We start from the raw sequence: 25,000 nt of genomic DNA on the forward strand, positions 1-25,000 counted from the left end.
AGACAACAAATTTTCACAGGGTTATATCGTTTTGATAATGGACAGGAACTACGTAATGAAGAGAAAGATCAGCTTGTTATTAATGAACAATGGGCTGGGAAATTGAAAGAATACAATGAGTCTATTTTATTTATTGGGAATGATATTGAAGCGCATAAAGAAATATTAACTAGCGTATTAGGAGAACAAGCACTCTTTGCATCCGTTTCACAATACAATCCTCGTCCAAGTGAATTAGCTTTTTTAGGTATGCAAAAAGAAGCAACTCCAGTTCATGCTTTTGTGCCTAATTACATTAGGTTAGCTGAGGCAGAAGCAAACTGGTTAAAAGCACAAGAAGCGAAAAATGAGTGAGAAAATGACTATGACATTGAAATTTCGTCTAATGAAAGTTGAAGATATTGATCAAGTTGTTGAAATTGAAAAACAGGCATTTGCAACACCTTGGAGCAAAGAGGCCTTCTATAACGAATTAACGGTCAATCAATTTTCTACCTACCTTGTAATGGAAATAGAGGAGCAAATTATTGGATATTGTGGAACTTGGATTGTAATTGATGAAGCGCATATTACCAATATTGCTATACTTCCTAAGTATAGAGGAAAAGGGTTAGGATATGCTTTGCTTAAAGCTGCGATGAATGTTGTGCAACAGCTAGGGGCACTTTCAATGACGCTTGAAGTAAGAACATCAAATCATATTGCACAGTCATTGTATAAAAAGCTAGGCTTTGAGGCTGGTGGCATACGAAAAAATTATTATTCTGATAACAATGAAGATGCATTAGTTATGTGGGTGAAATTATGACAAAAGAAAATGAAGTAATATTAGCAATAGAAACAAGCTGTGATGAAACGGCTGTTGCGATTATTCGAGGTGGTACAGAAATTGTTGCAAATGTAGTAGCCTCTCAAATTGAAAGCCATAAACGCTTTGGGGGAGTTGTACCTGAGATTGCTTCACGGCATCATGTTGAGCAAATCACAATAGTTGTAGAAGAAGCTCTACATCAATCCAATATGACATTTGATGATATTGATGCAATTGCGGTAACAGAAGGACCAGGATTAGTAGGAGCATTATTAATTGGCGTCAACGCAGCTAAGGCGTTAGCTTTTGCTCATCAGAAGCCTTTAATTCCTGTACATCATATTGCGGGACATATTTATGCGAATCAACTTATTACGCCATTAAAATTTCCGTTACTAGCATTAGTTGTTTCGGGTGGACATACAGAACTTGTCTACATGAAAGAGCACGTTCGTTTTGAAGTCATTGGTGAAACAAGAGATGATGCAGCTGGTGAAGCATACGATAAAGTAGCACGTACGCTACAGTTACCATATCCAGGCGGTCCTCATATCGATCGTCTAGCTCAAGAGGGTGAACCCTTAATTGATCTACCGCGTGCTTGGTTGGAAGATGGCTCATATGATTTTAGTTTTAGTGGTTTAAAATCAGCAGTTATCAACACTGTGCATAACGCGAAACAAAAAGGTGAAGATATTAATCCACAAACATTAGCAGCTAGTTTTCAAGCTAGCGTAGTTGATGTTTTGGTAACAAAAACAGAAAAAGCTGTTCAAGAATATAACGTAAATCAACTGCTGTTAGCCGGTGGGGTAGCCGCAAATAAAGGGTTACGAGAGGCTCTACAGCAACGATTCGAAAAGTACTCTAATGTAGAGTTAGTTATTCCACCACTCTCTTTATGTACGGATAATGCTGCTATGATTGGAGCAGCAGCCAGCGTTTTATATCGTAAAGATAGAAGAGCGACCATGGCATTAAATGCGAATCCTGGGTTAGTGCTAGAATAGAGGATTGTGGATAATATAGTGGTTATCCACAATTTTCAATCAATTTAGAATTAACTGTGGATAATGCATATATTAAAGCCCATCACCAAAAGGTGTATGGGCTTCTTTTGTGTATAAACTGTTAGCTTTCCTCAATACTTAGCTGAAGTTCTTCCCACTCTTCCATTAATGTGGATAACTCTTGTTGAAAAGTTTGGTTCTCATTGTTTAAAAGCTGAGATTTTTCATGATCTTGGTAAATTACTGGGTCGCATAAAAGCTCTTCATTTTGCTCTAATTTTGCTTCCACTTCAGCAATTCGTTCTTCAATCTCTTCAATTCTTCTTTTTCGCTGCCTTAGAAGCTTTTTTTGTTCCTTATCTTGTATATATGACGCTTTGTCACTTTTCCCTACAGATAGTTCCTGAGCCATATTTGCTGCTTCAAGCTCTTTTCTTTCTTCCATTTCTGCTTTTTTCTCAACGTAGTAGTCATAGTCCCCTAAAAACTCTGTTGTTCCCTCTGGAGACAATTCGATAACCTTGTTGGTAACTCTGTTGATAAAGTAACGGTCATGGGAAACAAATAAAAGTGTACCTGGATAAGAGATTAATGCATTCTCCAATACTTGTTTACTATCTAGATCAAGGTGGTTAGTAGGCTCATCTAGAATTAAAAAGTTTGCTTTTTGCATCATCAGTTTTGCTAAAGCGAGTCTTGCTTTTTCTCCACCGCTTAGTGTGGAAACAACCTTTAAGACATCGTCGCCTGAAAATAAAAAATTACCGAGCACAGTTCGAATTTCTTTTTCAGTAGTAGTAGGGTAGTCGTCCCATAATTCATTGAGTACGGCTTTGTTAGACGTCAAGTTTGCCTGTTCTTGATCATAATAGCCTACTGCTACATTAGAACCGAATTGGATTTCTCCTGAAACAAAAGGAAGTTTATTCATTAAGCCTTTTAACAGAGTAGATTTACCAATCCCGTTTGGACCTACTAGGGCAATGCTATCTTGACGAGTAGCACGAAGGTTAATGTTTTTTACAATAAACTGATTTTCTTCATATCCAATGGAAAGGTTGTCAACTTTTAATACTTCATTTCCGCTTTGCCGTTCAATATCAAAGGAAAAGCTTGCACCTTTTTCACCATCGTTTGGCCGATCCATTAGCTCCATGCGTTCTAACTGTTTACGTCTGCTTTGAGCTCGCTTTGTTGTTGAAGCCCTAGCAATATTTTTTTGAATGAAATCATTAAGCTTTGCTACTTCATCCTGCTGTTTTTCAAATTGCTTCATCTCACGCTCATAGCGTTCGGCTTTTTGTGTTAAATAATTTGAGTAGTTACCAGGATATTTATAGGTGGTTTTTTGACTTACTTCATAGACTTGTGTAACCACTTTATCAAGGAAGTAGCGATCATGGGAGACAATTAGGATAGCGCCATCGTAATTTTGTAAAAATTGCTCTAACCAAGCCAATGTTTCAATGTCAAGATGGTTGGTAGGCTCATCTAAAATTAGCAAATCAGGTTTAGTTAATAACAGCTTAGCTAGAGCCAGTCGTGTTTTTTGCCCACCGCTTAGTGTAGAAATAGGGGTGGAGTAATCAAAGTTTGAAAAGCGAAACCCGTGCAGGATTGAACGAATGTCAGCTTCGTATTGGTATCCGCCTAGATCTTTAAAGGAAATTTGAAGCTGATCGTATTCCTTTAAAAGCTTTTCATAGTTGTTGGAATCCTGCTGATAAGAAGGGTCTCCCATTTTTTCTTCAAGCTTTCTTAGTTCTTTCTCCATTTTTTGCAATGGCTTGAAGACGGTTAACATTTCGTCCCAAATAGATAAAGTGGATTCTAACACTGTATCCTGTCCCATGTAGTCAATCGTTGTTTCTTTTGGCTTCATAATCTCTCCACTGTCGTAGGAAAGTTCACCAGAAATAATTTTTAGAAGCGTTGATTTTCCCGCTCCGTTTCGACCAACTAGTGCAATGCGGTCTTTAGATTGAACTTCAAGTTTTATATTTGATAAAATCGGGTCTGCCCCGTAATATTTCGTAATTCCGTTTAACTGTAGAATAATCATCGTTTCACCTCTACTCATTTCGACATAGTGTATTTTAACATATTTTTAAGACAGAAGTATGAATAGGTGCATGTCATAAGCATTTCCACAAAATTATGTGTAGAATTCATTATTACCACATAGACTGTGTTAAAATAAACTATAGACTACTGTTCATGAGTGAATAGAAGGTTCACTTAATGGAAGCGCTATCTAATTTAAAAAGAGAATCTTGCTAAGTTAAGCGGAGATCTGAACGATAGCCATTATATCTATCGTAATTAAGGGGGCACAAGATGAATACAGAAAACTTAAAAATACCACAAGCTACAGCAAAGCGGTTGCCGCTATACTATCGTTTTATTAAAAATCTACATGCTTCTGGTAAGCAACGTGTATCGTCAGCAGAATTAAGCGAAGCGGTGAAAGTAGACTCCGCTACAATTCGTCGCGATTTTTCCTATTTTGGAGCCTTGGGTAAAAAGGGATATGGCTATAACGTCAATTATTTACTAAGTTTTTTTCGCAAAACATTAGATCAAGATGAAGTAACCAGAGTTGCTCTGATTGGTGTTGGTAATCTTGGAACAGCTTTTTTAAACTACAATTTCATTAAGAATAACAATACAAAAATTGAATTTGCTTTTGATGTTATTGAAGAAAAGGTGGGCACTCACGTTGGAGACGTACCCGTTTATCATTTAGATAAGCTTGAAGAACATATGACAGAAGATATTTCTGTTGCGATCCTAACGGTTCCAGCTACAGTGGCACAGCAAATTACGGACCGCTTAGTCAAATGCGGAATCAAAGGTATTTTAAATTTCACCCCTGCCCGTTTAAATGTGCCAAGCTCTATTCGTCTGCATCACATTGATTTAGCCGTAGAGCTTCAGTCGCTGGTTTACTTTTTGAAAAATTACCCTGAAAATAATATATAATAGAATATATATGTAATAAAGGAGGGGAAACCATGGGATTAGGTGCAGGTAGTGTGATTTTAATTGTAATTTTTGCACTTTTAGTTTTTGGACCAAAGAAGCTTCCCGAGCTTGGTCGAGCTGTAGGCCACACGTTAAGGGAGTTTAAAAGTGCCACTAAAGGAATAATGGAAGATAACGAAGACGAGGGCAAGAAGAAAGAACGAAATCAATAGAGGAATGATTGACATATGAACGAACAAGAAATGTCTGTATATGATCACATTGGTGAACTGCGAAAAAGGATTTTAATCGTCGTCTTTTTCTTTTTTATTGCTACAATTGGCGGTTTTTTCTTAGCGGATCGCGTTATTATTTATCTACAATCAGCAGACGAGGCAAGCTCGCTAACAATGAACGCATTTAAATTGACCGATCCGGTTAAGATTTATATGCAGTTTGCGTTTGTAATTGGATGTGTTGTTTCTGCTCCTATTGCTCTCTATCAATTATGGGCATTTATAAGTCCAGGCTTGTATGATAAAGAGCGAAAAGTAACTCTTGGATACATTCCAATTTCAATTATCCTATTTCTTACTGGTATTTCGTTTGCTTACTTTGTTCTCTTTCCTTTTGTAGTAGAGTTTATGATTCGAATAGCGGATAAGCTAGATGTTAACCAAGTTATTGGTATCAATGAATATTTTTCATTTTTATTTCAGCTTACGCTACCATTTGGTCTATTGTTTCAATTACCCGTTGTCATTATGTTTTTAACAAGACTAGGTATTGTGACGCCACAGTTCTTAAGCAGTATCCGGAAGTACGCTTATTTTGTGTTATTAGTCATAGCGGCTTTTATTACACCTCCAGAATTGTTATCACACCTAATGGTTACAATTCCTTTATTCATCCTTTATGAAATTAGCATTATTATTTCTCGCATTTCCTATCGTAAAATGCTGAAACATAGACAACAATATGAAGAAGCCGTTGGAATTTCTTCTGAATAACAAAAAAAAGCCCCTGTAAGGGGCCTTTTTATTTCTGAGAATCGTTGCTATTTGACTTTTTATATTGCTCCTGAAGCTTTTTAATCTTGCGGTGCAATGAAAAGGTTCGAATCGCAAAGCGAAAATCAAAAGCAGCGACTAAGGTAAACAAGATAGTTGGTAAGGTCCATACGGTCGTATCGACGCTTAAAATAGCTAAATACGTAAAGAGGATTCCCATAATTAAGTAGATAAATCCTCTGGTTAGAGGGATATTATTCATAAACCAAGTCCTTTAATAATAAATTGTAGCTGTTCAGCCTGTTTTTGAATTTCAATAATTTCATCCGCAAAAATCGTTTGAACTAACACAACAATCGTGTTCATCAAGACATGAGCTATAATTGGAACAATAATCAGCTTCGTTCTTGCATATAAAAACGCGAATACAAATCCCATAGCCGTGTAAACTAATAAATGTTCGAAATCCCAGTGGACTGCTGCAAATATAAGTGAACTAATAAAGGCTGAAATAAAGAAATTATATTTACGATATAGAGAACCAAAGATGATTTTTCGGAAGATAATTTCTTCTAAAATTGGTCCAATAACGGATGTGACAACAATTAATAAAGGCGTAACTTTCACTAAATTCAAGATCATTTCCGTATTTTCAGAACCAGGTTCAATACCCAATAAGTTCATTTCAATCATGGCAGCCACAGATTGAGAAGCCATTGCTAAAAAGATGCCAAAGATTGACCAGAATATAGCTGTTGGTAAGCCAGCATGTTCATGTCTCATTGACATTTCACGCTTTAACAACAAAAGTACAATTACTAAAGCCAAGCTAAAGCTGATAATTGTCCAATAAGTCATCGCAAGCTGTTTAGCTACTCCAACGGGTTCGTCATTAAACAGTCCGAGGGATAATAATAACGGAATGCCTAAAATGCTAGAAAACTGCATGATGATATAAGTCAGTACGATATAACCATAGCGCTTTTCCAATCTTCCATACTCCTTTAAAAGGTTTTTTATGTATCATTGTCGAAGAACATGTAGGGAAGCTTTTTGATATGTTTCTTCTTGTTCGTATTGTAACATACATATTATATGAGAGATAAAAGAATGCCTTCTTTTTATGTAGGTATGAGTAGTATGAGTTGAAAAAGGATTTTTTAAATTTTTTTGTGTTTAATACTTGCAAAAAAAAGCTACTTTGTTTTAATATAATAAATGTGTTAGCACTCGGTGAGGTTGAGTGCTAATAAAATGTAAAAACATATTATTTGAGGAGGTTGTTTCACTTGTTAAAGCCATTAGGTGATCGCGTAGTGATTGAACTTGTAAAATCTGAGGAAAAAACAGCAAGCGGTATCGTATTACCAGACAGCGCTAAAGAGAAACCACAAGAGGGTAAAGTTGTTGCTGTTGGTACAGGTCGAGTATTAGAAAGCGGTGAGCGTGTAGCATTAGAGGTAGCTGCAGGCGATCGTATTATCTTCTCAAAATATGCTGGTACTGAAGTGAAATACGAAGGTACTGAATACTTACTTTTACGCGAAAGCGACATTTTAGCTGTAATCGGCTAATTATTCATAACGACTTTTAACAATGTAGAATAGATTATTTTTAAACAATTAGGAGGATGAGTCAAATGGCAAAAGACATTAAGTTTAGCGAAGAAGCACGCCGCTCAATGCTACGTGGTGTGGATACATTAGCGAATGCTGTAAAAGTAACGCTTGGACCAAAAGGGCGTAACGTAGTACTAGAGAAAAAATTCGGTTCTCCATTAATTACAAATGACGGTGTAACAATTGCGAAAGAAATCGAATTAGAAGATGCATTCGAAAACATGGGTGCAAAATTAGTAGCAGAAGTTGCTAGCAAAACAAACGACGTTGCTGGTGACGGTACGACAACTGCAACAGTTTTAGCACAAGCAATGATTCGTGAAGGTCTTAAGAACGTAACGGCTGGTGCGAACCCAATGGGTATCCGTAAAGGGATGGAAAAAGCAGTAGCAGTAGCGATTGAAGAGTTAAAAGCAATTTCTAAACCAATCCAAGGTAAAGATTCAATTGCGCAAGTAGCGGCTATCTCAGCGGCTGACGAAGAAGTAGGTCAATTAATCGCTGAAGCAATGGAGCGCGTTGGTAACGACGGCGTTATCACGCTTGAAGAATCTAAAGGCTTCACAACTGAATTAGAAGTTGTAGAAGGTATGCAGTTTGACCGTGGATATGCATCTCCATACATGGTAACTGATTCAGATAAAATGGAAGCTGTATTAGAAGATCCGTATATCTTAATCACAGATAAGAAAATTGGTAACATTCAAGAAATCTTACCGGTGTTAGAGCAAGTTGTTCAACAAGGTAAGCCACTATTAATCATTGCTGAAGATGTAGAAGGTGAAGCACTAGCAACATTAGTTGTGAACAAACTTCGCGGTACATTCACAGCGGTAGCAGTTAAAGCTCCTGGCTTTGGTGACCGTCGTAAAGCAATGCTTCAAGACGTTGCGATTTTAACTGGTGGTGAAGTAATCACTGAAGAGCTTGGTCTTGACTTGAAATCTGCAAGCATTGAGCAATTAGGTCGCGCTTCTAAAGTTGTGGTAACAAAAGAAAACACAACAGTTGTAAACGGCGCAGGTAACGCAGAAGAAATTTTAGCTCGCGTTAACCAAATTAAAGCTCAGCTTGAAGAAACAACTTCAGAGTTCGACCGCGAAAAATTACAAGAGCGCCTAGCGAAGCTTGCTGGTGGTGTTGCTGTAATTAAAGTTGGTGCGGCTACTGAAACAGAATTAAAAGAGCGTAAACTACGTATTGAAGATGCATTAAACTCTACTCGTGCTGCGGTTGAAGAAGGTATCGTAGCTGGTGGTGGTACTGCATTATTGAATATCTACAATAAAGTTGCTGGAATCGAAGCTGAAGGCGACGTTGCAACAGGTATCAACATCGTATTACGTGCGATTGAAGAGCCTGTACGTCAAATCGCTCACAACGCAGGTCTAGAAGGATCAGTAATCGTTGAGCGTCTAAAAGGCGAAGCGGTTGGAACTGGATTCAACGCTGCAACTGGTGAGTGGGTAAACATGCTTGATTCTGGTATCGTTGACCCAACAAAAGTAACGCGTTCAGCGCTTCAAAACGCTTCTTCTGTAGCGGCTATGTTCTTAACAACTGAAGCAGTTGTTGCTGACAAGCCAGAAGAAGGCGGTGCACCTGCAATGCCTGACATGGGCGGCATGGGTGGAATGGGCGGCATGATGTAATTAAGGGTTTAAAACCTTGTTATATCAACGTCTAAAATGATAATATGGTTTTCTTGTCCTCGGTTTTGTTCTTGTTTTATAAAAAACACGGCAACCTATGACAAAAAGCTAACTATAGGAGAAGGTCTTTCATCAGTTTGCTAAACTGTTGGGAGGCCTTTTCTTCCATATTGGCGGTCATATGAGCATAGATATTCATTGTCGTATTAATATCTGTATGTCCAAGCCGCTGTTGTATTTCTTTAATGCCAACTCCAGCTTCAATCAATAATGAAGTGTGGAGTAATGTTCTTTTCTATTTTAGCTTTTTTCAGAAGCCTTTTAAGCTGTGCTTCCTTAACATGTTTATCAACATTTCATCAATCTTTATAGTACGGACAGCACCTTTGTCTTTGGTGTTAAAAGCTGATATTTTTCAAAATGATTGGTAGGGTTATAAAGGGTTTTAGTAACTCGGATAGTACCTTGCTTTTCGTTAAAATCCCCCCATTTTAAAGCTAATAAGGAACCTATTCGCAATCCTGTATAGGCTAATTTTAGAAAATGGGCAAGCTCTTCTTTTTCAAGAAAAACAATATACTCTTCTGCTGTTTAGTTATTTTGAATTCCTCAGTAGGATTATTTTTTATCAGTCCTTGAGTCAATGCTTTCCGAAAAATCATCCTTCCACAAGCATGAATACCATCCATCTGAATACTGATATGAGTTCCGTTAATAAAAAAGAAAAAAGAAGCCTTTAATCTTTGATGCTAAGATATAAATCAAACATTTGAAAAGCCCTCATGTTCTTGAAATTTGAGGAGTAAAGATTTATTTAACATATTATGTGGGAAAACTATCCTATACTGATTTTGAGGAGTGAGAGGATGTTCGTGAAAGGGAACATTATTGCAGGTGAATTTGATTCGACTATCAATGAATTTTCCTTACAGAAAGTTAAGAATTTCGAAACAGAGTCGGTTCTTAATGAAGACCAGTTAAATAATATTTATCATTATTTAAAAAAACATCAGCATGAAGAGGATGGACAAATTATTACTTTATACGATCAAATGCTTGTACGCTTAGCACAGAATGAAGTTAACCAGTTAATTGTTGATTTAGAGAAAGTAATGTCCTTGTATCACTGATATATATAAGAGTATTTTGTACGAACTAAAGAAGCAGACCCCACCGGATCTGCTTCGTTTTATGATGGATTTGTTGACCATAATCCAGCTGTTTTAACGAATACTCTTGGATTAAATTTTAAACTAGCCACGACTAATTCTGCAAGGTCTTCTGGGTGCATCACGTTTTCTTCATTGCCTTTAACAAGATTTGTATCAATGGCTAAATCTGTAACGACCGTACTTGGTGTTAAAGCAGTAACACGGACATTATGTTTTCTTACTTCTAGCATAAGTGATTCTGTTAGCCCTAAAACAGCGAATTTAGAAGCACTGTAAGCACTTGTAACAGGAGCACCTTTTTGGCCAGCAGATGAAGAGATATTGATGATATCTCCTGTTTTTCTTTCGATCATTTCTGGTAATACTGCTCTTGTTACATTATACACACCCATTAAATTAACTTGGATGATTTTTTCCCATTCTTCTGGTGTTAAATCAAGGAATCCACCAAATTTAGCAACACCTGCATTGTTGATTAGGATATCAATTGGACCTAAGTCTGATTTGATATGTTCAACAGCATGAGTAACGGATTCAAGATCGGTAACATCTGCTGTTGCTGCAGAAACTTTCACATCATATTCCGCTAGTTCAGCAGCTACCTTTTCTAGGTTAGACATATTTAAGCCGATTAGGCCTAAATTAACGCCTTCTTTTGCTAAGGCGATAGTAATAGCACGTCCAATGCCTCTTCCTGCGCCAGTAACTATTGCAGTTTTTCCATTTAAAGAAATCATTTTATCACTCCTGAAATTTTTACAAATTAAAGTAGTTCCTTCCAACAGAAAGACCGCAATCTTGCATGGAAATAGCTTGCGGTCTTTCCTATTTAGAACTCGAGGAATAATTATATTTATTCTAAGTTAGCGTGTCTACAGTACATCTTATTGGTATCTAAACCTTTTGTTTCTCCTGAACCTGATTCGATGATCAAAATATCATCTTTTTCAAAGTTAGGGGTTACGGTTTCGCCAATCACATAGGCATCTATCCCCATGTGCATCATTCGCATGGGGATAGATTTGCCCATAAATCCAGATCTACCTGCGCCTGAAACAAAGATTTTTTTTTGATTCAAGTATCCCGTTAACTAATTTTTCAGCTTCACCATTCGAAATTAAATCTACGGAGCAATTTAACTCTTTTATGTTTTCAGCTAAGCTAGGTATTGAGTTGTATTCATGATCTGAATTACCCTTGATTAATCATTTGTTGCATTTTGGCAGCAGCAGCTTTTATATCAGCTTGTCCAGTAATCCCGCCACCTACAATGACAAGGTCTGGTTGTACTTTGATGACTTCTGGAAGTGTATTTAATTTAATACCACCTGCGATTGCAGTTTTAGCATTTTTTACAACGCCTTTGATGGTTTGTAAATCTTCAAAAGAGTTCTTTCCAACTGCTTGAAGATCATAACCAGTATGAACACAAATATAATCAACGCCCATAGCGTCTACTTCTTTTGCACGTCCAGCAAGGTCTTTTACAGCAATCATATCAACAAGGATTTTTTTACCTTGTTTCTTCGCTTCTTCAACAGCACCTTTGATTGACATATCTTCAGCAGCTCCAAGAATAGTGATGATATCTGCACCTGCTTCAGAAGCTTTCATCACTTCATATCCAGCAGCATCCATAATTTTCAAGTCTGCTAATACTTTTAAGTTAGGAAATGCTTCTTTTACTGCCTTTACAGCATGAAGACCTTCATTGATTACAACCGGCGTACCGATTTCAACGATATCAATATGTTCCTCTACTTGTTTTACCAGCTCAATTGCTTCTGGGATGTTGACTAAATCTAATGCTAATTGTAATTCCATCTATATTCACTCCTATAATTATTTTATTTTTGTAAAATGATAATATCTCCAAAGGGTAATAAACTTTTACAGTAATATTATCCTTATAGTGCATTATCTGTACCTGCCAGCAATAAGGGATATCATGTCCTCTCGCTGAATAATTGCAAGTATACAACGTATATAACAACAATGAAAGTACGCACTTTTATTTTACATAGTGTTAAAAAGTATACTATAAGAAAAACCGCTTATATAGTCTTACTATTAATTTTAAAAGAAACTGCACCATTTCGGCACATTCTTATTAGCTGTTAATGTTGTAATTATTAATATTGCCGCTTTTGTCTTTTCACTAGAAAAAGCCATGCTGTCACTTGCCGTGTACTATATTGTTGCAAAAATGATTAATGATGGATGTAATCATGGGAAAACTGTCATTACAGAAAAATCGGACGAAATTGGTGAAAGGATAATCAAAGAATTAAATATGAGTATTACCTATTTATTCGGAATTAAAAAGAGTTATATTGTCAGTTAATCCTAATGCAATTATGGAGGCTTCTTATGATTGTGAGACAACCAGTTTAGATAGCTCGCTTATTACGCCTACGCCAAAAGCTTCAACACATAAAGAATAATGTTCTCAACAAGTTTATTTGTGGCCAGGGAGAGGATGCTCACCCTGGCTTTTTAATTTATTTAACACAAAAATAGATGAGTTTATTTTCTTTAGTATACATTTTGTTATTATGTTATTTCTTTATCACTATTTAAATAAAAAGTGCGTACTTCCATTAAAAAAATATAGGCTTTATACTTACATCTTGTTGCAGCATTGGATTCACAAAATACTGTGGTTATTGATTAGTCATCTCATCTTCCGCATTTAGTTAACTACATTGAAAGGTTGAATAATATGTTCGAGTTACATGCAAAGCATCACAAAGTTTGTTCAAGATGCCTAACCTTCATATCGAATAATGGTTATTGTCCAAAATGTGGTCATTCGAATTTTAGGGACATCATTATTACGGTCCAAGCAGGTTTAAATAAAAATATGGCTAAGCCAGGGATTGGCTATCAAGAGTTATAGTAGTTTTTTAAGAAAGGAATAAGTGGAATTTTTAATTTTGGAGGTATGTAAAATGGAGGCAATGACATTTGTCTTATTTGGGGCGACAGGGGACTTAGCAAAAAGAAAAATCTTCCCAGCTCTATATAATTTATTTTTGGATCAAAAATTACCTTTTCCCATCTCAATTATTGGGGTGGGCAGAGGAGATTTATCAGATACTGATTTCCAAAACCATGTGGAAGATTCCTTAAAAACATTTTCTAGACGATCACTAAATGATGATTCAAACCTTGAATTGTTTATCCGTGCATTTCGGTATAGCCATGTAGATGCTATAAAGGCTGAAGGATATAAAGGATTACTTGAACTCGTTAAACAACGTGAAGAAGAATTGAATATTCCAGAAAATCGAATGTTCTACCTATCTGTTGCTCCAGAGTTTTTTGATGTGATTGCTTTCAACATTAAAGATAGTGGTCTTGGTTCTACTAAAGGTTGGAAACGTCTAATTATCGAAAAGCCGTTTGGACATGACTTAAAATCGGCTCAAGAATTAAACGATAAACTAAGTAAAACATTTGATGAAGAAGAAATTTTCCGCATCGACCACTATCTTGGAAAGCCGATGGTACAAAACCTGGAAGCGTTAGGATTTGCAAATCCAGTGCTTCAAGCATTATGGAACAACCAATACATTGCAAATGTGCAAATTACTGCAAGCGAAACAGTTGGGGTTGAAGAGAGAGCTGCTTATTATGATCAAGCTGGGGCTATTCGCGACATGTTTCAAAATCATATGCTGCAATTGTTGATGATGACAGCAATGCAGCTGCCAAAACAAATTAGTGCAGAAGAGATCCGCAATGAAAAGAGAAAAGTAATAGAATCACTTCGTCCATTAAAGAAAGAGGATGTGGTGAATCATGTGATTCGAGGTCAATATGGTCCTGGTGAAATCCAAGGTAAACCAGTTGTTGGGTATACAAGAGAACCTGAAGTTGCTCCTTCTTCTGTAAATGACACATTTGTGGCTGTCCGTCTATGTGTGGATGATAATTTTTGGAGAGGGGTTCCTTTCTATATCCGTACAGGAAAAAGAATGACAGAGAAATCCACCCGAATTGTGATTGAATTCAAAAATACTTTAAAGGATTTGTATAGGACTCAAGAAGAAGAAACTGCGCCAAATCTTTTAGTGATTGAAATCAATCCAAACGAAAGGGTTTCATTACAATTAAATAGTAAAAACCCATTAAACAATGGAAAAATCGAACCAGTCAATGTTGATTTTTCTGCTAAGCAAGCAGATGTTCCTGAAGCGTATGAGCTTTTAATTTACGATGCAATGCGTGGCGACTCAACATTCTTTGCACATTGGAAAGAAGTGGAGTTGTCTTGGAAATGGGTACAGCCTATCTTAGAGGCTTTTGAGGAAAATACAGTTCCCCTTCAATTATATCCATCAGGGTCAATGGGACCAGATGCTTCCTACCGATTATTGGAAGATGAAGGATATAAATGGTGGTAGTAATAAAAGATGAAGAATGTTTTTAGATTATTAAGGAGGAAATGAACATGAAAGTCGGATTAATTGGTTTAGGAAAAATGGGATTAAACTTAGGTCAAAATTTAATTGATAACAAGCACGAAGTAGTAGCTTTCGATGTAAATGGAAGTGCCGTTGAAGAAATGAATAAATACGGTGCTCAAGGTGCATCTGATTTAAAAGAACTTGTTGAATCATTAGAAAAACCAAGAGTTGTATGGATTATGGTTCCGCATGCTGTGGTAGATTCAGTAATTGATGAAATGACACCATTGTTGAGCACTGGAGATATCGTAATTGAAGCTGGAAATTCTCACTATAAGGAGTCCATTCGCCGATATAACCAGCTAAAGGAAGTAGGAATTCACTTTATGGATGCCGGTACTTCTGGTGGAATGGAAGGTGCTCGTAATGGAGCATGTTATATGATTGGTGGAGACCCTGAAGCCTGGAGCATCGTGGAACCTATTTTCAAGGATACAGCTGTCGAAAACGGATTTATCTATGCTGGTAAAGCAGGGAGCGGTCATTTCTTGAAAATGGTTCACAATGGAATTGAATACGGTATGATGGCAGCAATTGGTGAAGGATTCGAGGTATTAGAAAAAAGCAAGTTCGATTTTGACTACGAAAAAGTGGCTAGAGTGTGGAATAACGGCTCAGTTATTCGTTCATGGCTCATGGAGTTGACTGAACGTGCATTTTCAAAAGATGCAAAGCTAGATGAAATCAAAGGGATTATGCACTCTTCTGGTGAAGGGAAATGGACAGTTGAAACAGCTTTAGATTTACAAGCAGCTACTCCTGTTATCGCAATGTCTCTTTTGATGCGTTACCGTTCATTAGAAAGCGATACTTTTACAGGTAAAGTGGTAGCTGCACTAAGAAACGAATTTGGTGGACATGTTGTTGAAAAAAACTAACAGAATTACATCTGTCACATTTAATGGAAAAAGAGTCAATAAAAATAGGTGAAGAAAAATAGCTCATTATTTGTGAAAGGGTAATGAAAACAAGGAATATGATGATAGAAAAGGATGTGAAGTTCATGAATGTATTGAATGCAAAAATCATAAATACTCAGCATGGTATAGAAACTTATCTAGATCTATTGAAAAATGTTGAAGTGAAAGACATTCAATATGTTACAGAGACAGCTTCTTTTTACGAAATCACTATAGGTGTAGAGTATTTTCGGTTAAGAAATGAAAATTATTATAATAGTGAAAAGAGATATTTTAAGATGCGTATGAATTCTGATTTAAATGCTATTACTATAGTAGAAACAGAAATAGAAAGTTTATTTGCTGTGAAAAATGAGTTTGAAAGATCTGCAACAAAGGAACTGATTGGAGAGTGGCTAATAAAAAGCAATGCTTTCAGAAAAGTTCTTAATGATTTGATAGCTGATAAGAAAATGGAAAACGTTAAAACGGAGGAAAATATAATAGGAAAAATAAGGTTCCTGGAAAAATTACTTGAAATTACAACAGAAGACATTTTAAGGGCTCGTGTTGAGAAATCTCACTAGTTTCCGAAATAACTATTAAAAGGATAGAAAATTTTTTTAGGAATATGTTTTTTAGAAAAGTTAAATAGGGAATCTCAAACGGTATGAATTCCCTATTTAACTTCTGCTTCTATTTTTGTAATGCATCTTCCTATCAAGAAAATATGTTTAACTTTTCCAATCATATAAGATCCCCTAATAAACATGAGTAAGAAAACGATTATATATTTATCTGCCATCAATGCTTTAAATTGTTCCATCATTCTTTAACGCCTTTCTTGAACAGCAGACTAGAATTATATATTCACTGCTAATATATAACGTATGGAAGGATATTACAAGTGTGTACTTTTATTTTATATAGTGAAAAAAGCATACTGTTGGTTATAATAAATATGGAGGTGAAGTGAAATGTCACGAATGCAGGATAAGATGTTTAATTGTGAAAAAGAATTAACTCTTTCCGTTATCGGTGGTAAATGGAAGATGCTTATACTATGGCATCTAGGAAAAGAGGGAACGAAGCGATTTGGCGAACTGAAAGCTCTTATGCCAGGGATCACGCAGAGAATGCTAGTTAATCAATTGCGAGAACTGGAAGAAGATTTGATTGTAAAGCGCAAAGTCTATCCCGTGGTTCCTCCAAAAGTAGAATACTCCCTTACTGAACAAGGAAGAAGCTTGATGCCGATTCTCGATGCTATGTATAACTGGGGAAAAGATTATATGGAAACTGCTGGGTTGAATCCTTTAGTAAGACAAGAGTCGATTAGGTAAATTTTAAATGGTAATCTAAGGTTGACTCCGGCCAAGGGGGTCAACCTCTTTTCATGATAATTTAATAATTATTTTTAGTGTTTTGTAATGCCTCAAAATAAAGCTGATAATTAACTTTTATTTTCATTTTCCCCCAAGCGGCTAACCATACCTTTTCGCTGATGGGTTTGGAAAAGGGGCTAAGGGTGTGTGTCCCGATTTGAAGAGAATCCACCTTCAACTCTTGCATTTTTTTATGAGGTCCGTAATTTTCATTTCTAATTCATTTTCAATTTCCTTATGAAGCTGCATCAGTTCATTTCCGTTAAAGATATTTTTTTACCTTGATATTTCTCAATTCTTCCATTTATATTTGAAAATGAATGGGCGGCATGATGTAATATCAGCTCCCGAAATAAAAAGAGGATGGGACATAAATAATTCAGCCAATGAAAAACCTGAACGATTGAGAGTTCCTCACTTTTAATCGTTCAGGTTTTTTGTTGATTGTGAAAACAATGTTGGAAACAGGGTGGAATGGAGCGTAGGACACTCGACTCCTGCGGGGAAAAGAGGGAAAACGGAGATCCCGCAGCGCAGCGAGGAAGCTCAGGTTCCTCCCCGCGGAAAGCGAGTGGCCGTAGCGCAATGGAACGAAGGTGTTCAGACAAACCAAAAAGATTGGAACAGCTAATGTTCGTCTCTTAGAAGCAATCATTTTGTTATGTCCCAAACTCTTTTTCTATTAACGAATTCTCTGCTTACGCATCCACTGCGTTGCTACCCACTTTTCACCTTTTACAACGGGTGCACCGCCATGAAGAGTTAAGTCGTTAAGCTCTTGATTTGTATAGAAGTATTCAAAGTATACGGCCATACCTTTTTTCGGCGTAACGGAAAATTTTAGCTTTGGAAAATAAGTTTCGCCACCTTCTTCTACATCATTTAAGTACATAACGAGCGTGCTGATTCGATTGTTCTTCGCGGCTTTGCTTGTAGGGACGAAGTAATCGTGGTGTGCTCGATATTCTTGATTTGGTAAATAGTTTAAAATTTGAAGACCCTCAGCATGATCGGTTGGAATGCCCGTGATTTCGGAAGTGCGCATTTCGATTTTCTGTACAAGTGGATTCTCGCTTTCATCGAAAAACATACCGCTACTTGTACGGATATTATTAACTTCACGTGAAGCTCCAATTTTAGAGCGCTGCATTTTATCTTTAGATAGCTGAATTAGTTCATCACACTCTTCATCGCTTAACACATTGTCTAATACGAGAATGAGCGGCTCTTCTAAACGAGCGATAATGTCAATCTCTCTATCGCTTAATATAATTTTATTGCCTATATGATTAAAGATTGTTTGTTCTTTTGTTACTAAAGATTCTTGATCTAAAGCCATTTTTCTTCTTCTCCTCAAAAAAGACTTATTTTTCTGAAATCTAATGCAGTATTCTTGGAATCGCTTACTGATAAAAATTATATCACGCAGGGCAAAGGTTTGCTTCTAATAAGATAAATGTTTATTTTCTAATTATTTGAGGTTGTTTCGAAACTGGTAAAAATATAAAGCATCAGACTCACCTTATTTCTTTTAAGTAAACTGCTTGATTTGCTAGAATAGTACTATATTTGTGACAAATTTGTATGTATACATACATTAAGGGGGGACTTTCATGATACCAGCAGAAAAGGTGCAGACTCAGCTTCAACAGCTTTTAAATACAATTGACGAAGTGGTTATAGGAAAGCGAGATGTAGCTAAGCTCAGTATTGTTGCACTCCTTGCAGAAGGACATGTTCTATTAGAAGATGTACCAGGAGTAGGGAAAACGATGTTTGTCAAAACGTTGGCTAAGGCAATTAATGCTGATTTTAAGCGAATTCAATTCACACCAGACTTGTTGCCGTCAGACGTAACGGGTATGTCGGTATATAGCCCAAAGGATATGGAGTTTCACTTTAAACCAGGCCCAATTTTAACGAATATTGTATTAGCAGATGAAATCAACCGTAGTTCACCAAAAACACAAGCAGCACTATTGGAAGCCATGGCTGAGCAGCACGTTACCATAGACGGGTTAACAAGAGAGTTACCATCTCCATTTTTTGTGATGGCTACGCAAAATCCAATTGATTTTGAAGGAACGTATCAATTACCAGAAGCGCAGCTTGACCGTTTCTTATTTAAATTAAATATGGGATACCCAACGAAACAAGAAGAGTTAGCTATTCTAAATGGAGTTGAGCAAAAGCGAACGATAGATGATGTCCAGCCTGTTATGAATGTGGAAGAACTGCGTACGATGCAGCAAATGGTGAAGGATGTTTACGTAGATGATGTCATTAAAAACTATATCGTCGATTTGGTTATCCAAACGAGAACTCATGAATCCATTAGCCTTGGCGTAAGCCCGCGTGGTTCCGTAGCGTTAATGAAAGCAATTCAAGCGTATGCTTTGCTTGAAGGTAGAGATTATTGTATTCCAGATGATGTTCAACACTTAATGAAACATGCGTTCGCACACCGTGTTATACTGCAACCTGAGACGAGATATGAAGGGGTGACGGAAGGCTCCATTATCGAAGGCATTATAAAGCGTACGCCTGTGCCGGTGAAAGGATAAAAGCTATATGGCTAAACTAAGTGTTAAAAGGCAACCAGTCATAAGCTTTTTGTTATTAGTAGTCTTATTAGTAGCGACTTTTGCTTATGCGATGTTTCAAGGAGGATTTGTAAGCTGGTTTTTATTTTATAGCTTTCTGCCTTTTGGTTTATATGGAATTGTGATCGCGTTCTATCCTATGAAAAGCTGGCAAGTGGAGCGAGTGATGACGCGTACGCATTACGAAGCGAAGAAATCGGTTTATTACAAAGTTCATATTAAACGAAACTCATTTTTTCCTTTGTACAATCTTTCTGTTGAAGATATATGTAAAGAGGCTGATTTATCTTTGCGAAAGATAGTATACCCATTGTGGAAAAAAGACATTGTGATTGAGTTTGAAATTCCCTCCTTAGAGAGAGGTGAGTATAACCTTACTGGAATCTCGATTGAAATGAGTGATTTATTAGGCATTGTTCATCGACAGCAAGTTTTTGTGACAAGAAACCAGCTCATTATGTATCCTCATTTAATACAAGTTAAACCTACCTCTTCCCAATGGAGTGAGGGGGAAAAGCACTTTTATAAGCGTTCCATTGCTGAAAATACGATGCTTGCTACTGGTGTGCGTGAGTATGAACAAGGAGACCGCTTGTCTACTATTGACTGGAAAGCGACTGCCCGAAAAGGAACGCTTATATCAAAAGAGTTTGAGAAGATGAGTGATTTGGAAGAGGTTCTTATTTTTGATGGCGTTGATCCTACGGACTTTGAAGAGCGGACTGGTTTCATGGCTTCAATGATTCTATCGTATCTAAATCAGCATAAGCCAGCTTCATTTATCCATGGGGGAAGCAGTAGTCGTTTAAAGGAGTTGCATGGAGGAGCTCAGCATGAGAGAGGATGGCTTGCTTACTTTGCTAGGGTCCAGCCGATACGAAACGGAAAGCTAACGATTCCAAAAGGTTTATCTCATGCAGTTACTGTTATTTCAAGTTCGATGACAAGTGAATTAATTCAAGAGGTTCAAGCTAAAGTAAGTCCGCAAACAAAAGTAACGCTTTTTATTATACAAAGCAAACAAGACGGACGAGGTTATGTGAATATTCCAAGGTGGGATGTTCACTTTATTCAATTTCCAAATCCCCGTAGTGTCCGGGAGGTGAAGAAGCAATGAAGTCTCTAAGTATTCGCAGCATATTACTTTATGTCGGCGCGTTTTTATTGCTGATTGAATGGCTACATCCACTTAGCGTGGTGACTGATACAGGTGAGATTCAGTATTTTATCTTTTTTGTTAGTATTACCTTTCTCTTACTGATGCTGCAGACCTCGTTTTTTATTGTGACAGTTATAAACGCAGCGTTTGTTTTGTATGCTGTTAATCGCATTTACTATCAAACGCCCTTTTTATCAGCAGAATGGTTTAGTGCGTTCGTTGACCAAACTTCAATAGATATAGGCCGTATTATCGGCTGGCAACTTCCCAATTTGTCAGTTGAGATGAGAACATGTCTGTTTTTTATCTTGTTATGGATTATGGCTTACTTAATTCGCTACTGGATTTTTTATCAGCAAAAGATTTTTTTCTTCTTTTTATTAACAATTGTTTACGTTACAGTGCTTGATACGTTTTCTGAGTATGACGCTACGTTTGCTATTGTTCGAGTTGTAGCCATTGGCTTCTTATTATTAGGCTTTTTGCGATTACACATAGATGGAAGAACCAAACAAAAGCTTTCCCACGTTGAAAATAGAGCAAGGTCTTTCTTTTTGCTACTAGGTGTTCTACTTATAGCAGTTGGTGTTGCTTATATTGCACCAAAATCAGCTCCGAAATGGCCTGACCCTGTTCCGTTCTTAACAGCTTACACACAAAACAGTGGTGAAGGCGCATCAAATAACCAGCGGATTGGTTACGATACTGATGATTCTCAGCTCGGCGGTGCCTTTACCGCAGATGATACGGTTGTATTTACTGCTCAAACAGAGAAAGAGCATTATTGGCGGATTGAAACAAAAGACGTCTATACGGGAAAAGGCTGGGAAACGTCTTATAATGCTGCGAGTCGACCGTTAGAAGGAAATGAGAACGTACTTCCTCAATATGGTGCAAGTGTAGAAAAAGAATCATACACAGCGTCCATTAAGTTTGAACAACCAACTATTCATTTAATGCATGTTCCAGAATTGAAGAGTATTTCTCTTAATGATGTACTGCAACCGCAAATTACGCCAGCGAATGAAAAGTTATTTCCTTACAATCAAGGTCGCGTGACCGAAGCGAAATCATATGAAATGACATATGCATATCCTACTTTTAATATTGAACAGCTACAAAATAGTGATCGAAATGGAGTTTCTATTGAACAGAATTCTTCGTTTCAAAACAGGTACACTCAGCTCCCAGAATCATTACCTAATCGAGTTGGGCAGCTTGCTCAAGAGATTACAGCTGAGGAAGCTACTCGCTATGATAAAGTAAAAGCAGTAGAGAAGTACTTTCAAGCTAATGGTTTTGTATATGATACAAACGATGTAGCTATTCCTGGTGAAGGAGAAGACTACGTAGATCAATTCCTGTTTGAGACGCTTAGAGGATACTGTGATAATTTTTCTTCATCCATGGTTGTCCTACTTAGAACACTTGATATTCCAGCGCGCTGGGTGAAAGGCTATACCGAAGGCGAACAAATTAGCGCTAGTGCAGAAACGCCTGTATATGAAGTGACGCAAAACAATGCACATTCATGGGTCGAGGTTTATTTCCCAGGAACAGGTTGGGTTCCGTTTGAACCAACTAAGACATTCTCAAACCCTTATGAATTTGATGAACCTCAAGTGGAAGGGAATAATCAAGGTACAGAAGAGGAAGAGATAGAAGAAGCTACTGAACCAGAAGTGGAAGAGCCGGTACAAGAAGAGCAGAAACCTGAAGAAAAACAAGTAGCAGATGATGAGAAAGTGGAACCTTCAGATGCTGCAATCTCCTTATGGTGGTTATTGCTTCTCATTCCCTTTTCATTCATATTATTATACATGACACGTTATAAATGGTTGCCACGTGTAATGGTTCCATACTACCGCAAACGTTCGGATGAAAAAGCGTTTGAAAAAGCCTATTTCTTCTTAATAAGTATGTTAGCAAGAAAAGGTTTAAAAAGAGATTCACATGAAACGCTGAAGGATTTTGCTTTACGAGTAGATCATCAGCTTCATACAAATGATATGAGTGAATTAACGAGAAAGTATGAGAGAGTTATTTATAAGCAGGAGTCATCTGTAGAATCTTGGAGTCAATCAGTAGAATTGTGGGAAAATTTAATTAAAACGACAGGTTCTTGACCATTTCCAGCTTGATTGATAGAATATTCACGAACTTACTATAGTGTTACGTATACCTTCATATATCCTCGATAATATGGTTCGAGAGTCTCTACCGGGTCACCTTAAATGGCCTGACTATGAAGGCAGGATATTCTTTTTGATCATAGCTTTGTGTTCAACTAGACTTTCTGCCTTTATATCAAAGGGGAAAGTCTGGTTTTTTTATATTTTGGGGCATAATAGCAAGTGATTATTTACACATTCGGAGAGGTGAACGAGATGGAAGGCATGATTGTTGTATTAGATTTTGGAAGTCAGTATAACCAACTCATTACGCGTCGTATTCGTGAGTTTGGCGTATATAGTGAATTACATCCACACACAATTACAGCAGAAGAAATTAAAGCGTTAAATCCTAAAGGTATTATTTTCTCTGGTGGTCCAAATAGTGTGTATGGTGAAAGTGCATTTCACTGTGACGAAAATATTTTCGAATTAGGAATTCCTGTACTGGGTATTTGTTACGGTATGCAGCTTATGACTCATCATTTTGGTGGTAAAGTAGCGGGTGCAGATCATCGTGAGTATGGTAAAGCATCGATTCACGTACAAAATGATTCATTAATGTATCATGAGCTACCGAAAGAGCAAGTGGTATGGATGAGCCACGGCGACTTAGTTGTAGAAACACCGCCTGGATTTGAAGTGGATGCGACAAGTGCATCTTGCCCAATTGCTGGTATGAGCAATAAAGATAAAAATATGTACGGAGTTCAATTCCATCCAGAAGTTCGCCATTCAGTATACGGAAATGATCTGTTAAAGAACTTTGTATTTGAAGTTTGTCATGCTGAAGCTAACTGGTCTATTGAAAACTTTATTGAAGTTGAATTAGAAAAAATTCGCCGAGTTGTTGGAGATAAAAAAGTATTATGTGCATTAAGTGGCGGCGTAGATTCTTCTGTAGTAGCCGTATTAATTCATAAAGCAATCGGTAACCAATTAACTTGTATGTTCGTAGATCATGGTTTATTACGTAAAGGTGAAGCGGAAAGCGTAATGGAGACGTTCAGCGAAGGGTTTAATATGAACGTTATTAAAATTGATGCAAAAGACCGCTTCTTGAACAAATTAAAAGGTGTATCTGACCCAGAGCAAAAGCGTAAAATTATTGGGAACGAGTTTATCTATGTATTTGACGATGAAGCAACTAAACTACAAGGTTTTGAATTTTTAGCTCAAGGTACACTATACACAGATATTATTGAAAGTGGTACAGCAACTGCTCAAACAATTAAATCTCACCATAACGTAGGTGGATTACCAGAAGATATGGAGTTTGAGTTAATTGAACCTTTAAATACACTATTTAAAGATGAAGTGCGTGCATTAGGTACTGAATTAGGTATTCCTGACAATATTGTATGGCGCCAACCATTCCCAGGTCCAGGGCTAGGAATTCGTGTGCTTGGTGAAGTAACAGAAGAAAAGCTTGAAATCGTTCGAGAATCTGATTACATTTTACGTGATGAAATCGCAAAATCAGGTTTAGAGCGTGATATCTGGCAGTACTTCACAGTTCTTCCTGATATCCGTAGTGTTGGTGTAATGGGGGATGCTCGTACGTATGATTATACAATCGGTATTCGTGCCGTAACTTCAATCGATGGGATGACTTCTGATTGGGCTCGTATTCCTTGGGATGTGCTTGAGAAGATCTCAGTTCGTATCGTAAACGAAGTTAAACACATTAACCGCGTTGTGTATGACATTACAAGTAAGCCACCTGCAACAATCGAATGGGAATAATATGTAAGGAAACCGAACAAACGAACATTCTTTTGTAAGAATGTTCGTTTTTTGTTGACTTAATTCATTATTAAGTGGTAATATACTAGCATAAAAGAACTAAACATATTAAGAAATGTCGTATAATCTTGGGAATATGGCCCGAAAGTTTCTACCGAGCTACCGTAAATGGCTTGACTACGAGCAACTCTGTATATACAAACGATTTATTCTATCTATTAGATAAAAAGAGAAGAGTAGATAGTATCATTCCGTATATATTTACGTAGTTAACGCCTTTACATTATTAATTGTATAAGGCGTTTTTTTATATTACCCATGAGACAG

The 25,000-nt window shown here is 37.0% G+C and carries 24 protein-coding genes, 2 pseudogenes and 2 riboswitches (1 of these 28 only partly in view); of the genes and pseudogenes, 18 read left to right on the forward strand and 8 right to left on the reverse strand.

Going from position 1 to position 25,000, the window contains the following annotated elements; genetic code table 11:
- The 3 genes in view from tsaB to tsaD are tightly spaced (at most 4 nt apart) and all read left to right on the forward strand, a layout consistent with a single transcriptional unit that may run on beyond the window.
- Positions 1–354: the 3' portion of a tRNA (adenosine(37)-N6)-threonylcarbamoyltransferase complex dimerization subunit type 1 TsaB gene (tsaB, locus tag MKZ18_RS01280; RefSeq protein ID WP_025910003.1), read on the forward strand. 351 nt of this gene lie to the left of the window's left edge; 354 of the gene's 705 nt are visible here — the last part of the coding sequence; its start codon lies beyond the left edge, outside the window; the stop codon is at positions 352–354.
- A gap of 4 nt (positions 355–358) precedes the next feature.
- Positions 359–808, forward strand: a complete 450-nt coding sequence (rimI, locus tag MKZ18_RS01285) for a ribosomal protein S18-alanine N-acetyltransferase (RefSeq protein WP_251385696.1) — start codon at positions 359–361, stop codon at positions 806–808.
- Positions 805–1,821 carry a tRNA (adenosine(37)-N6)-threonylcarbamoyltransferase complex transferase subunit TsaD gene (gene tsaD / locus MKZ18_RS01290; RefSeq protein WP_100346444.1) on the forward strand — a complete coding sequence of 339 codons (1,017 nt, stop codon included), beginning with the start codon at positions 805–807 and terminating at the stop codon, positions 1,819–1,821. Before rimI ends, tsaD begins: the two co-directional genes overlap by 4 nt.
- A gap of 121 nt (positions 1,822–1,942) precedes the next feature.
- Here tsaD and MKZ18_RS01295 read toward each other — a convergent pair whose 3' ends face one another.
- Positions 1,943–3,883, reverse strand: coding sequence for an ABC-F family ATP-binding cassette domain-containing protein (locus MKZ18_RS01295; protein WP_062687431.1), 1,941 nt, complete (start codon positions 3,881–3,883; stop codon positions 1,943–1,945).
- Between the two features lie 275 nt (positions 3,884–4,158).
- Between MKZ18_RS01295 and MKZ18_RS01300 the strand changes: the two genes are divergently transcribed.
- From MKZ18_RS01300 to tatC, 3 genes are read left to right on the forward strand one after another with little or no spacing between them, the layout of a single operon-like run.
- Positions 4,159–4,803, forward strand: coding sequence for a redox-sensing transcriptional repressor Rex (locus tag MKZ18_RS01300; RefSeq protein WP_025909999.1), 645 nt, complete (start codon positions 4,159–4,161; stop codon positions 4,801–4,803).
- Positions 4,804–4,835: 32 nt separating this feature from the next.
- The gene (locus tag MKZ18_RS01305) at positions 4,836–5,018 is read left to right on the forward strand and encodes a twin-arginine translocase TatA/TatE family subunit (RefSeq protein ID WP_025909998.1); all 183 of its coding nucleotides are present in this window, start codon (positions 4,836–4,838) and stop codon (positions 5,016–5,018) included.
- Between the two features lie 15 nt (positions 5,019–5,033).
- Positions 5,034–5,795, forward strand: coding sequence for a twin-arginine translocase subunit TatC (tatC, locus tag MKZ18_RS01310; RefSeq protein ID WP_025909997.1), 762 nt, complete (start codon positions 5,034–5,036; stop codon positions 5,793–5,795).
- A gap of 28 nt (positions 5,796–5,823) precedes the next feature.
- Here the strand turns inward: tatC and MKZ18_RS01315 are convergent, their stop codons facing one another.
- Together MKZ18_RS01315 and MKZ18_RS01320 are read right to left on the reverse strand one after the other, a co-directional pair.
- Complete coding sequence (locus MKZ18_RS01315) at positions 5,824–6,057, reverse strand: YdiK family protein (RefSeq protein WP_251385695.1); 234 nt, start codon at positions 6,055–6,057, stop codon at positions 5,824–5,826.
- Positions 6,054–6,785 (reverse strand): CPBP family intramembrane glutamic endopeptidase, encoded by a 732-nt coding sequence (locus MKZ18_RS01320; RefSeq protein WP_061786125.1) that lies wholly within the window; start codon positions 6,783–6,785, stop codon positions 6,054–6,056. The genes MKZ18_RS01315 and MKZ18_RS01320 overlap by 4 nt, the downstream gene beginning before the upstream one ends.
- Positions 6,786–7,084: 299 nt before the next feature.
- Between MKZ18_RS01320 and groES the strand changes: the two genes are divergently transcribed.
- On the forward strand, positions 7,085–7,369 hold the full coding sequence (groES, locus tag MKZ18_RS01325) for a co-chaperone GroES (protein WP_025909994.1): 285 nt from the start codon (positions 7,085–7,087) through the stop codon (positions 7,367–7,369).
- Positions 7,370–7,434: 65 nt separating this feature from the next.
- Positions 7,435–9,066, forward strand: a complete 1,632-nt coding sequence (groL, locus tag MKZ18_RS01330) for a chaperonin GroEL (protein WP_025909993.1) — start codon at positions 7,435–7,437, stop codon at positions 9,064–9,066.
- Positions 9,067–9,178: 112 nt separating this feature from the next.
- Here groL and MKZ18_RS21030 read toward each other — a convergent pair.
- Positions 9,179–9,755 (reverse strand): annotated as a pseudogene (locus MKZ18_RS21030) (site-specific integrase); the annotation flags it as partial.
- Positions 9,756–9,932: 177 nt separating this feature from the next.
- Between MKZ18_RS21030 and MKZ18_RS01340 the strand changes: the two are divergent.
- Positions 9,933–10,196 (forward strand): hypothetical protein, encoded by a 264-nt coding sequence (locus MKZ18_RS01340; RefSeq protein ID WP_026566627.1) that lies wholly within the window; start codon positions 9,933–9,935, stop codon positions 10,194–10,196.
- A 59-nt stretch (positions 10,197–10,255) separates the two neighbouring features.
- Here MKZ18_RS01340 and MKZ18_RS01345 read toward each other — a convergent pair whose 3' ends face one another.
- The 3 genes and pseudogenes from MKZ18_RS01345 to hxlA all read right to left on the reverse strand — a co-directional run bounded on the left by MKZ18_RS01345 (position 10,256) and on the right by hxlA (position 12,062).
- On the reverse strand, positions 10,256–10,975 hold the full coding sequence (locus MKZ18_RS01345; RefSeq protein WP_076513974.1) for a 3-ketoacyl-ACP reductase: 720 nt from the start codon (positions 10,973–10,975) through the stop codon (positions 10,256–10,258).
- Positions 10,976–11,133: 158 nt separating this feature from the next.
- Positions 11,134–11,407, reverse strand: a pseudogene (locus tag MKZ18_RS01350) (SIS domain-containing protein); the annotation flags it as partial.
- Between the two features lie 22 nt (positions 11,408–11,429).
- Positions 11,430–12,062, reverse strand: a complete 633-nt coding sequence (gene hxlA, locus MKZ18_RS01355) for a 3-hexulose-6-phosphate synthase (RefSeq protein WP_061786128.1) — start codon at positions 12,060–12,062, stop codon at positions 11,430–11,432.
- A 313-nt stretch (positions 12,063–12,375) separates the two neighbouring features.
- Here hxlA and MKZ18_RS01360 point away from each other — a divergent pair, with 313 nt between their 5' ends.
- From MKZ18_RS01360 to MKZ18_RS01380, 5 genes are all read left to right on the forward strand, one after another.
- Positions 12,376–12,582 (forward strand): YitT family protein, encoded by a 207-nt coding sequence (locus tag MKZ18_RS01360; RefSeq protein WP_234562272.1) that lies wholly within the window; start codon positions 12,376–12,378, stop codon positions 12,580–12,582.
- Between the two features lie 607 nt (positions 12,583–13,189).
- A complete protein-coding gene (zwf, locus tag MKZ18_RS01365; protein ID WP_061786129.1) occupies positions 13,190–14,647 on the forward strand; it encodes a glucose-6-phosphate dehydrogenase in 1,458 nt (485 codons plus the stop codon).
- Positions 14,648–14,694: 47 nt separating this feature from the next.
- A complete protein-coding gene (gnd, locus tag MKZ18_RS01370) occupies positions 14,695–15,588 on the forward strand; it encodes a phosphogluconate dehydrogenase (NAD(+)-dependent, decarboxylating) (RefSeq protein WP_061786130.1) in 894 nt (297 codons plus the stop codon).
- A 125-nt stretch (positions 15,589–15,713) separates the two neighbouring features.
- The gene (locus MKZ18_RS01375) at positions 15,714–16,196 is read left to right on the forward strand and encodes a hypothetical protein (protein ID WP_061786131.1); all 483 of its coding nucleotides are present in this window, start codon (positions 15,714–15,716) and stop codon (positions 16,194–16,196) included.
- Positions 16,197–16,586: 390 nt separating this feature from the next.
- Positions 16,587–16,952 carry a winged helix-turn-helix transcriptional regulator gene (locus MKZ18_RS01380; RefSeq protein WP_026566634.1) on the forward strand — a complete coding sequence of 122 codons (366 nt, stop codon included), beginning with the start codon at positions 16,587–16,589 and terminating at the stop codon, positions 16,950–16,952.
- Between the two features lie 724 nt (positions 16,953–17,676).
- Here MKZ18_RS01380 and MKZ18_RS01385 read toward each other — a convergent pair.
- Positions 17,677–18,333 carry a 2OG-Fe(II) oxygenase gene (locus MKZ18_RS01385; protein WP_061786445.1) on the reverse strand — a complete coding sequence of 219 codons (657 nt, stop codon included), beginning with the start codon at positions 18,331–18,333 and terminating at the stop codon, positions 17,677–17,679.
- A gap of 274 nt (positions 18,334–18,607) precedes the next feature.
- Between MKZ18_RS01385 and MKZ18_RS01390 the strand changes: the two genes are divergently transcribed.
- The 4 genes from MKZ18_RS01390 to guaA all read left to right on the forward strand — a co-directional run bounded on the left by MKZ18_RS01390 (position 18,608) and on the right by guaA (position 24,673).
- Positions 18,608–19,558, forward strand: a complete 951-nt coding sequence (locus MKZ18_RS01390) for an AAA family ATPase (protein ID WP_025908436.1) — start codon at positions 18,608–18,610, stop codon at positions 19,556–19,558.
- A gap of 7 nt (positions 19,559–19,565) precedes the next feature.
- The gene (locus MKZ18_RS01395; RefSeq protein WP_144594366.1) at positions 19,566–20,714 is read left to right on the forward strand and encodes a DUF58 domain-containing protein; all 1,149 of its coding nucleotides are present in this window, start codon (positions 19,566–19,568) and stop codon (positions 20,712–20,714) included.
- Positions 20,711–22,882, forward strand: a complete 2,172-nt coding sequence (locus MKZ18_RS01400; RefSeq protein WP_144594368.1) for a transglutaminase TgpA family protein — start codon at positions 20,711–20,713, stop codon at positions 22,880–22,882. Before MKZ18_RS01395 ends, MKZ18_RS01400 begins: the two co-directional genes overlap by 4 nt.
- A gap of 38 nt (positions 22,883–22,920) precedes the next feature.
- A riboswitch (purine riboswitch) is annotated at positions 22,921–23,022 on the forward strand.
- Positions 23,023–23,143: 121 nt separating this feature from the next.
- Positions 23,144–24,673, forward strand: a complete 1,530-nt coding sequence (guaA, locus tag MKZ18_RS01405) for a glutamine-hydrolyzing GMP synthase (protein ID WP_035320199.1) — start codon at positions 23,144–23,146, stop codon at positions 24,671–24,673.
- Between the two features lie 98 nt (positions 24,674–24,771).
- Positions 24,772–24,873, forward strand: a riboswitch (purine riboswitch).
- Positions 24,874–25,000 lie beyond the last annotated feature (127 nt).

It is taken from the genome of Priestia sp. FSL W8-0001, assembly GCF_038050335.1.
Classification (GTDB): Bacteria; Bacillota; Bacilli; order Bacillales; family Bacillaceae_H; genus Priestia; species Priestia flexa.

Excerpts from the sequence above, each read along its gene's own strand:
- rimI (WP_251385696.1), top strand. The coding sequence starts at position 359 with ATGACTATGACATTGAAATTTCGTCTAATGAAAGTTGAAGATATTGAT.
- tsaD (WP_100346444.1), top strand. The coding sequence starts at position 805 with ATGACAAAAGAAAATGAAGTAATATTAGCAATAGAAACAAGCTGTGAT.
- MKZ18_RS01295 (WP_062687431.1), bottom strand. The coding sequence starts at position 3,883 with ATGATTATTCTACAGTTAAACGGAATTACGAAATATTACGGGGCAGAC.
- MKZ18_RS01300 (WP_025909999.1), top strand. The coding sequence starts at position 4,159 with ATGAATACAGAAAACTTAAAAATACCACAAGCTACAGCAAAGCGGTTG.
- MKZ18_RS01305 (WP_025909998.1), top strand. The coding sequence starts at position 4,836 with ATGGGATTAGGTGCAGGTAGTGTGATTTTAATTGTAATTTTTGCACTT.
- tatC (WP_025909997.1), top strand. The coding sequence starts at position 5,034 with ATGAACGAACAAGAAATGTCTGTATATGATCACATTGGTGAACTGCGA.
- MKZ18_RS01315 (WP_251385695.1), bottom strand. The coding sequence starts at position 6,057 with ATGAATAATATCCCTCTAACCAGAGGATTTATCTACTTAATTATGGGA.
- groL (WP_025909993.1), top strand. The coding sequence starts at position 7,435 with ATGGCAAAAGACATTAAGTTTAGCGAAGAAGCACGCCGCTCAATGCTA.
- MKZ18_RS01340 (WP_026566627.1), top strand. The coding sequence starts at position 9,933 with ATGTTCGTGAAAGGGAACATTATTGCAGGTGAATTTGATTCGACTATC.
- MKZ18_RS01345 (WP_076513974.1), bottom strand. The coding sequence starts at position 10,975 with ATGATTTCTTTAAATGGAAAAACTGCAATAGTTACTGGCGCAGGAAGA.
- hxlA (WP_061786128.1), bottom strand. The coding sequence starts at position 12,062 with ATGGAATTACAATTAGCATTAGATTTAGTCAACATCCCAGAAGCAATT.
- zwf (WP_061786129.1), top strand. The coding sequence starts at position 13,190 with ATGGAGGCAATGACATTTGTCTTATTTGGGGCGACAGGGGACTTAGCA.
- gnd (WP_061786130.1), top strand. The coding sequence starts at position 14,695 with ATGAAAGTCGGATTAATTGGTTTAGGAAAAATGGGATTAAACTTAGGT.
- MKZ18_RS01375 (WP_061786131.1), top strand. The coding sequence starts at position 15,714 with ATGAATGTATTGAATGCAAAAATCATAAATACTCAGCATGGTATAGAA.
- MKZ18_RS01380 (WP_026566634.1), top strand. The coding sequence starts at position 16,587 with ATGTCACGAATGCAGGATAAGATGTTTAATTGTGAAAAAGAATTAACT.
- MKZ18_RS01385 (WP_061786445.1), bottom strand. The coding sequence starts at position 18,333 with ATGGCTTTAGATCAAGAATCTTTAGTAACAAAAGAACAAACAATCTTT.
- MKZ18_RS01390 (WP_025908436.1), top strand. The coding sequence starts at position 18,608 with ATGATACCAGCAGAAAAGGTGCAGACTCAGCTTCAACAGCTTTTAAAT.
- MKZ18_RS01395 (WP_144594366.1), top strand. The coding sequence starts at position 19,566 with ATGGCTAAACTAAGTGTTAAAAGGCAACCAGTCATAAGCTTTTTGTTA.
- MKZ18_RS01400 (WP_144594368.1), top strand. The coding sequence starts at position 20,711 with ATGAAGTCTCTAAGTATTCGCAGCATATTACTTTATGTCGGCGCGTTT.
- guaA (WP_035320199.1), top strand. The coding sequence starts at position 23,144 with ATGGAAGGCATGATTGTTGTATTAGATTTTGGAAGTCAGTATAACCAA.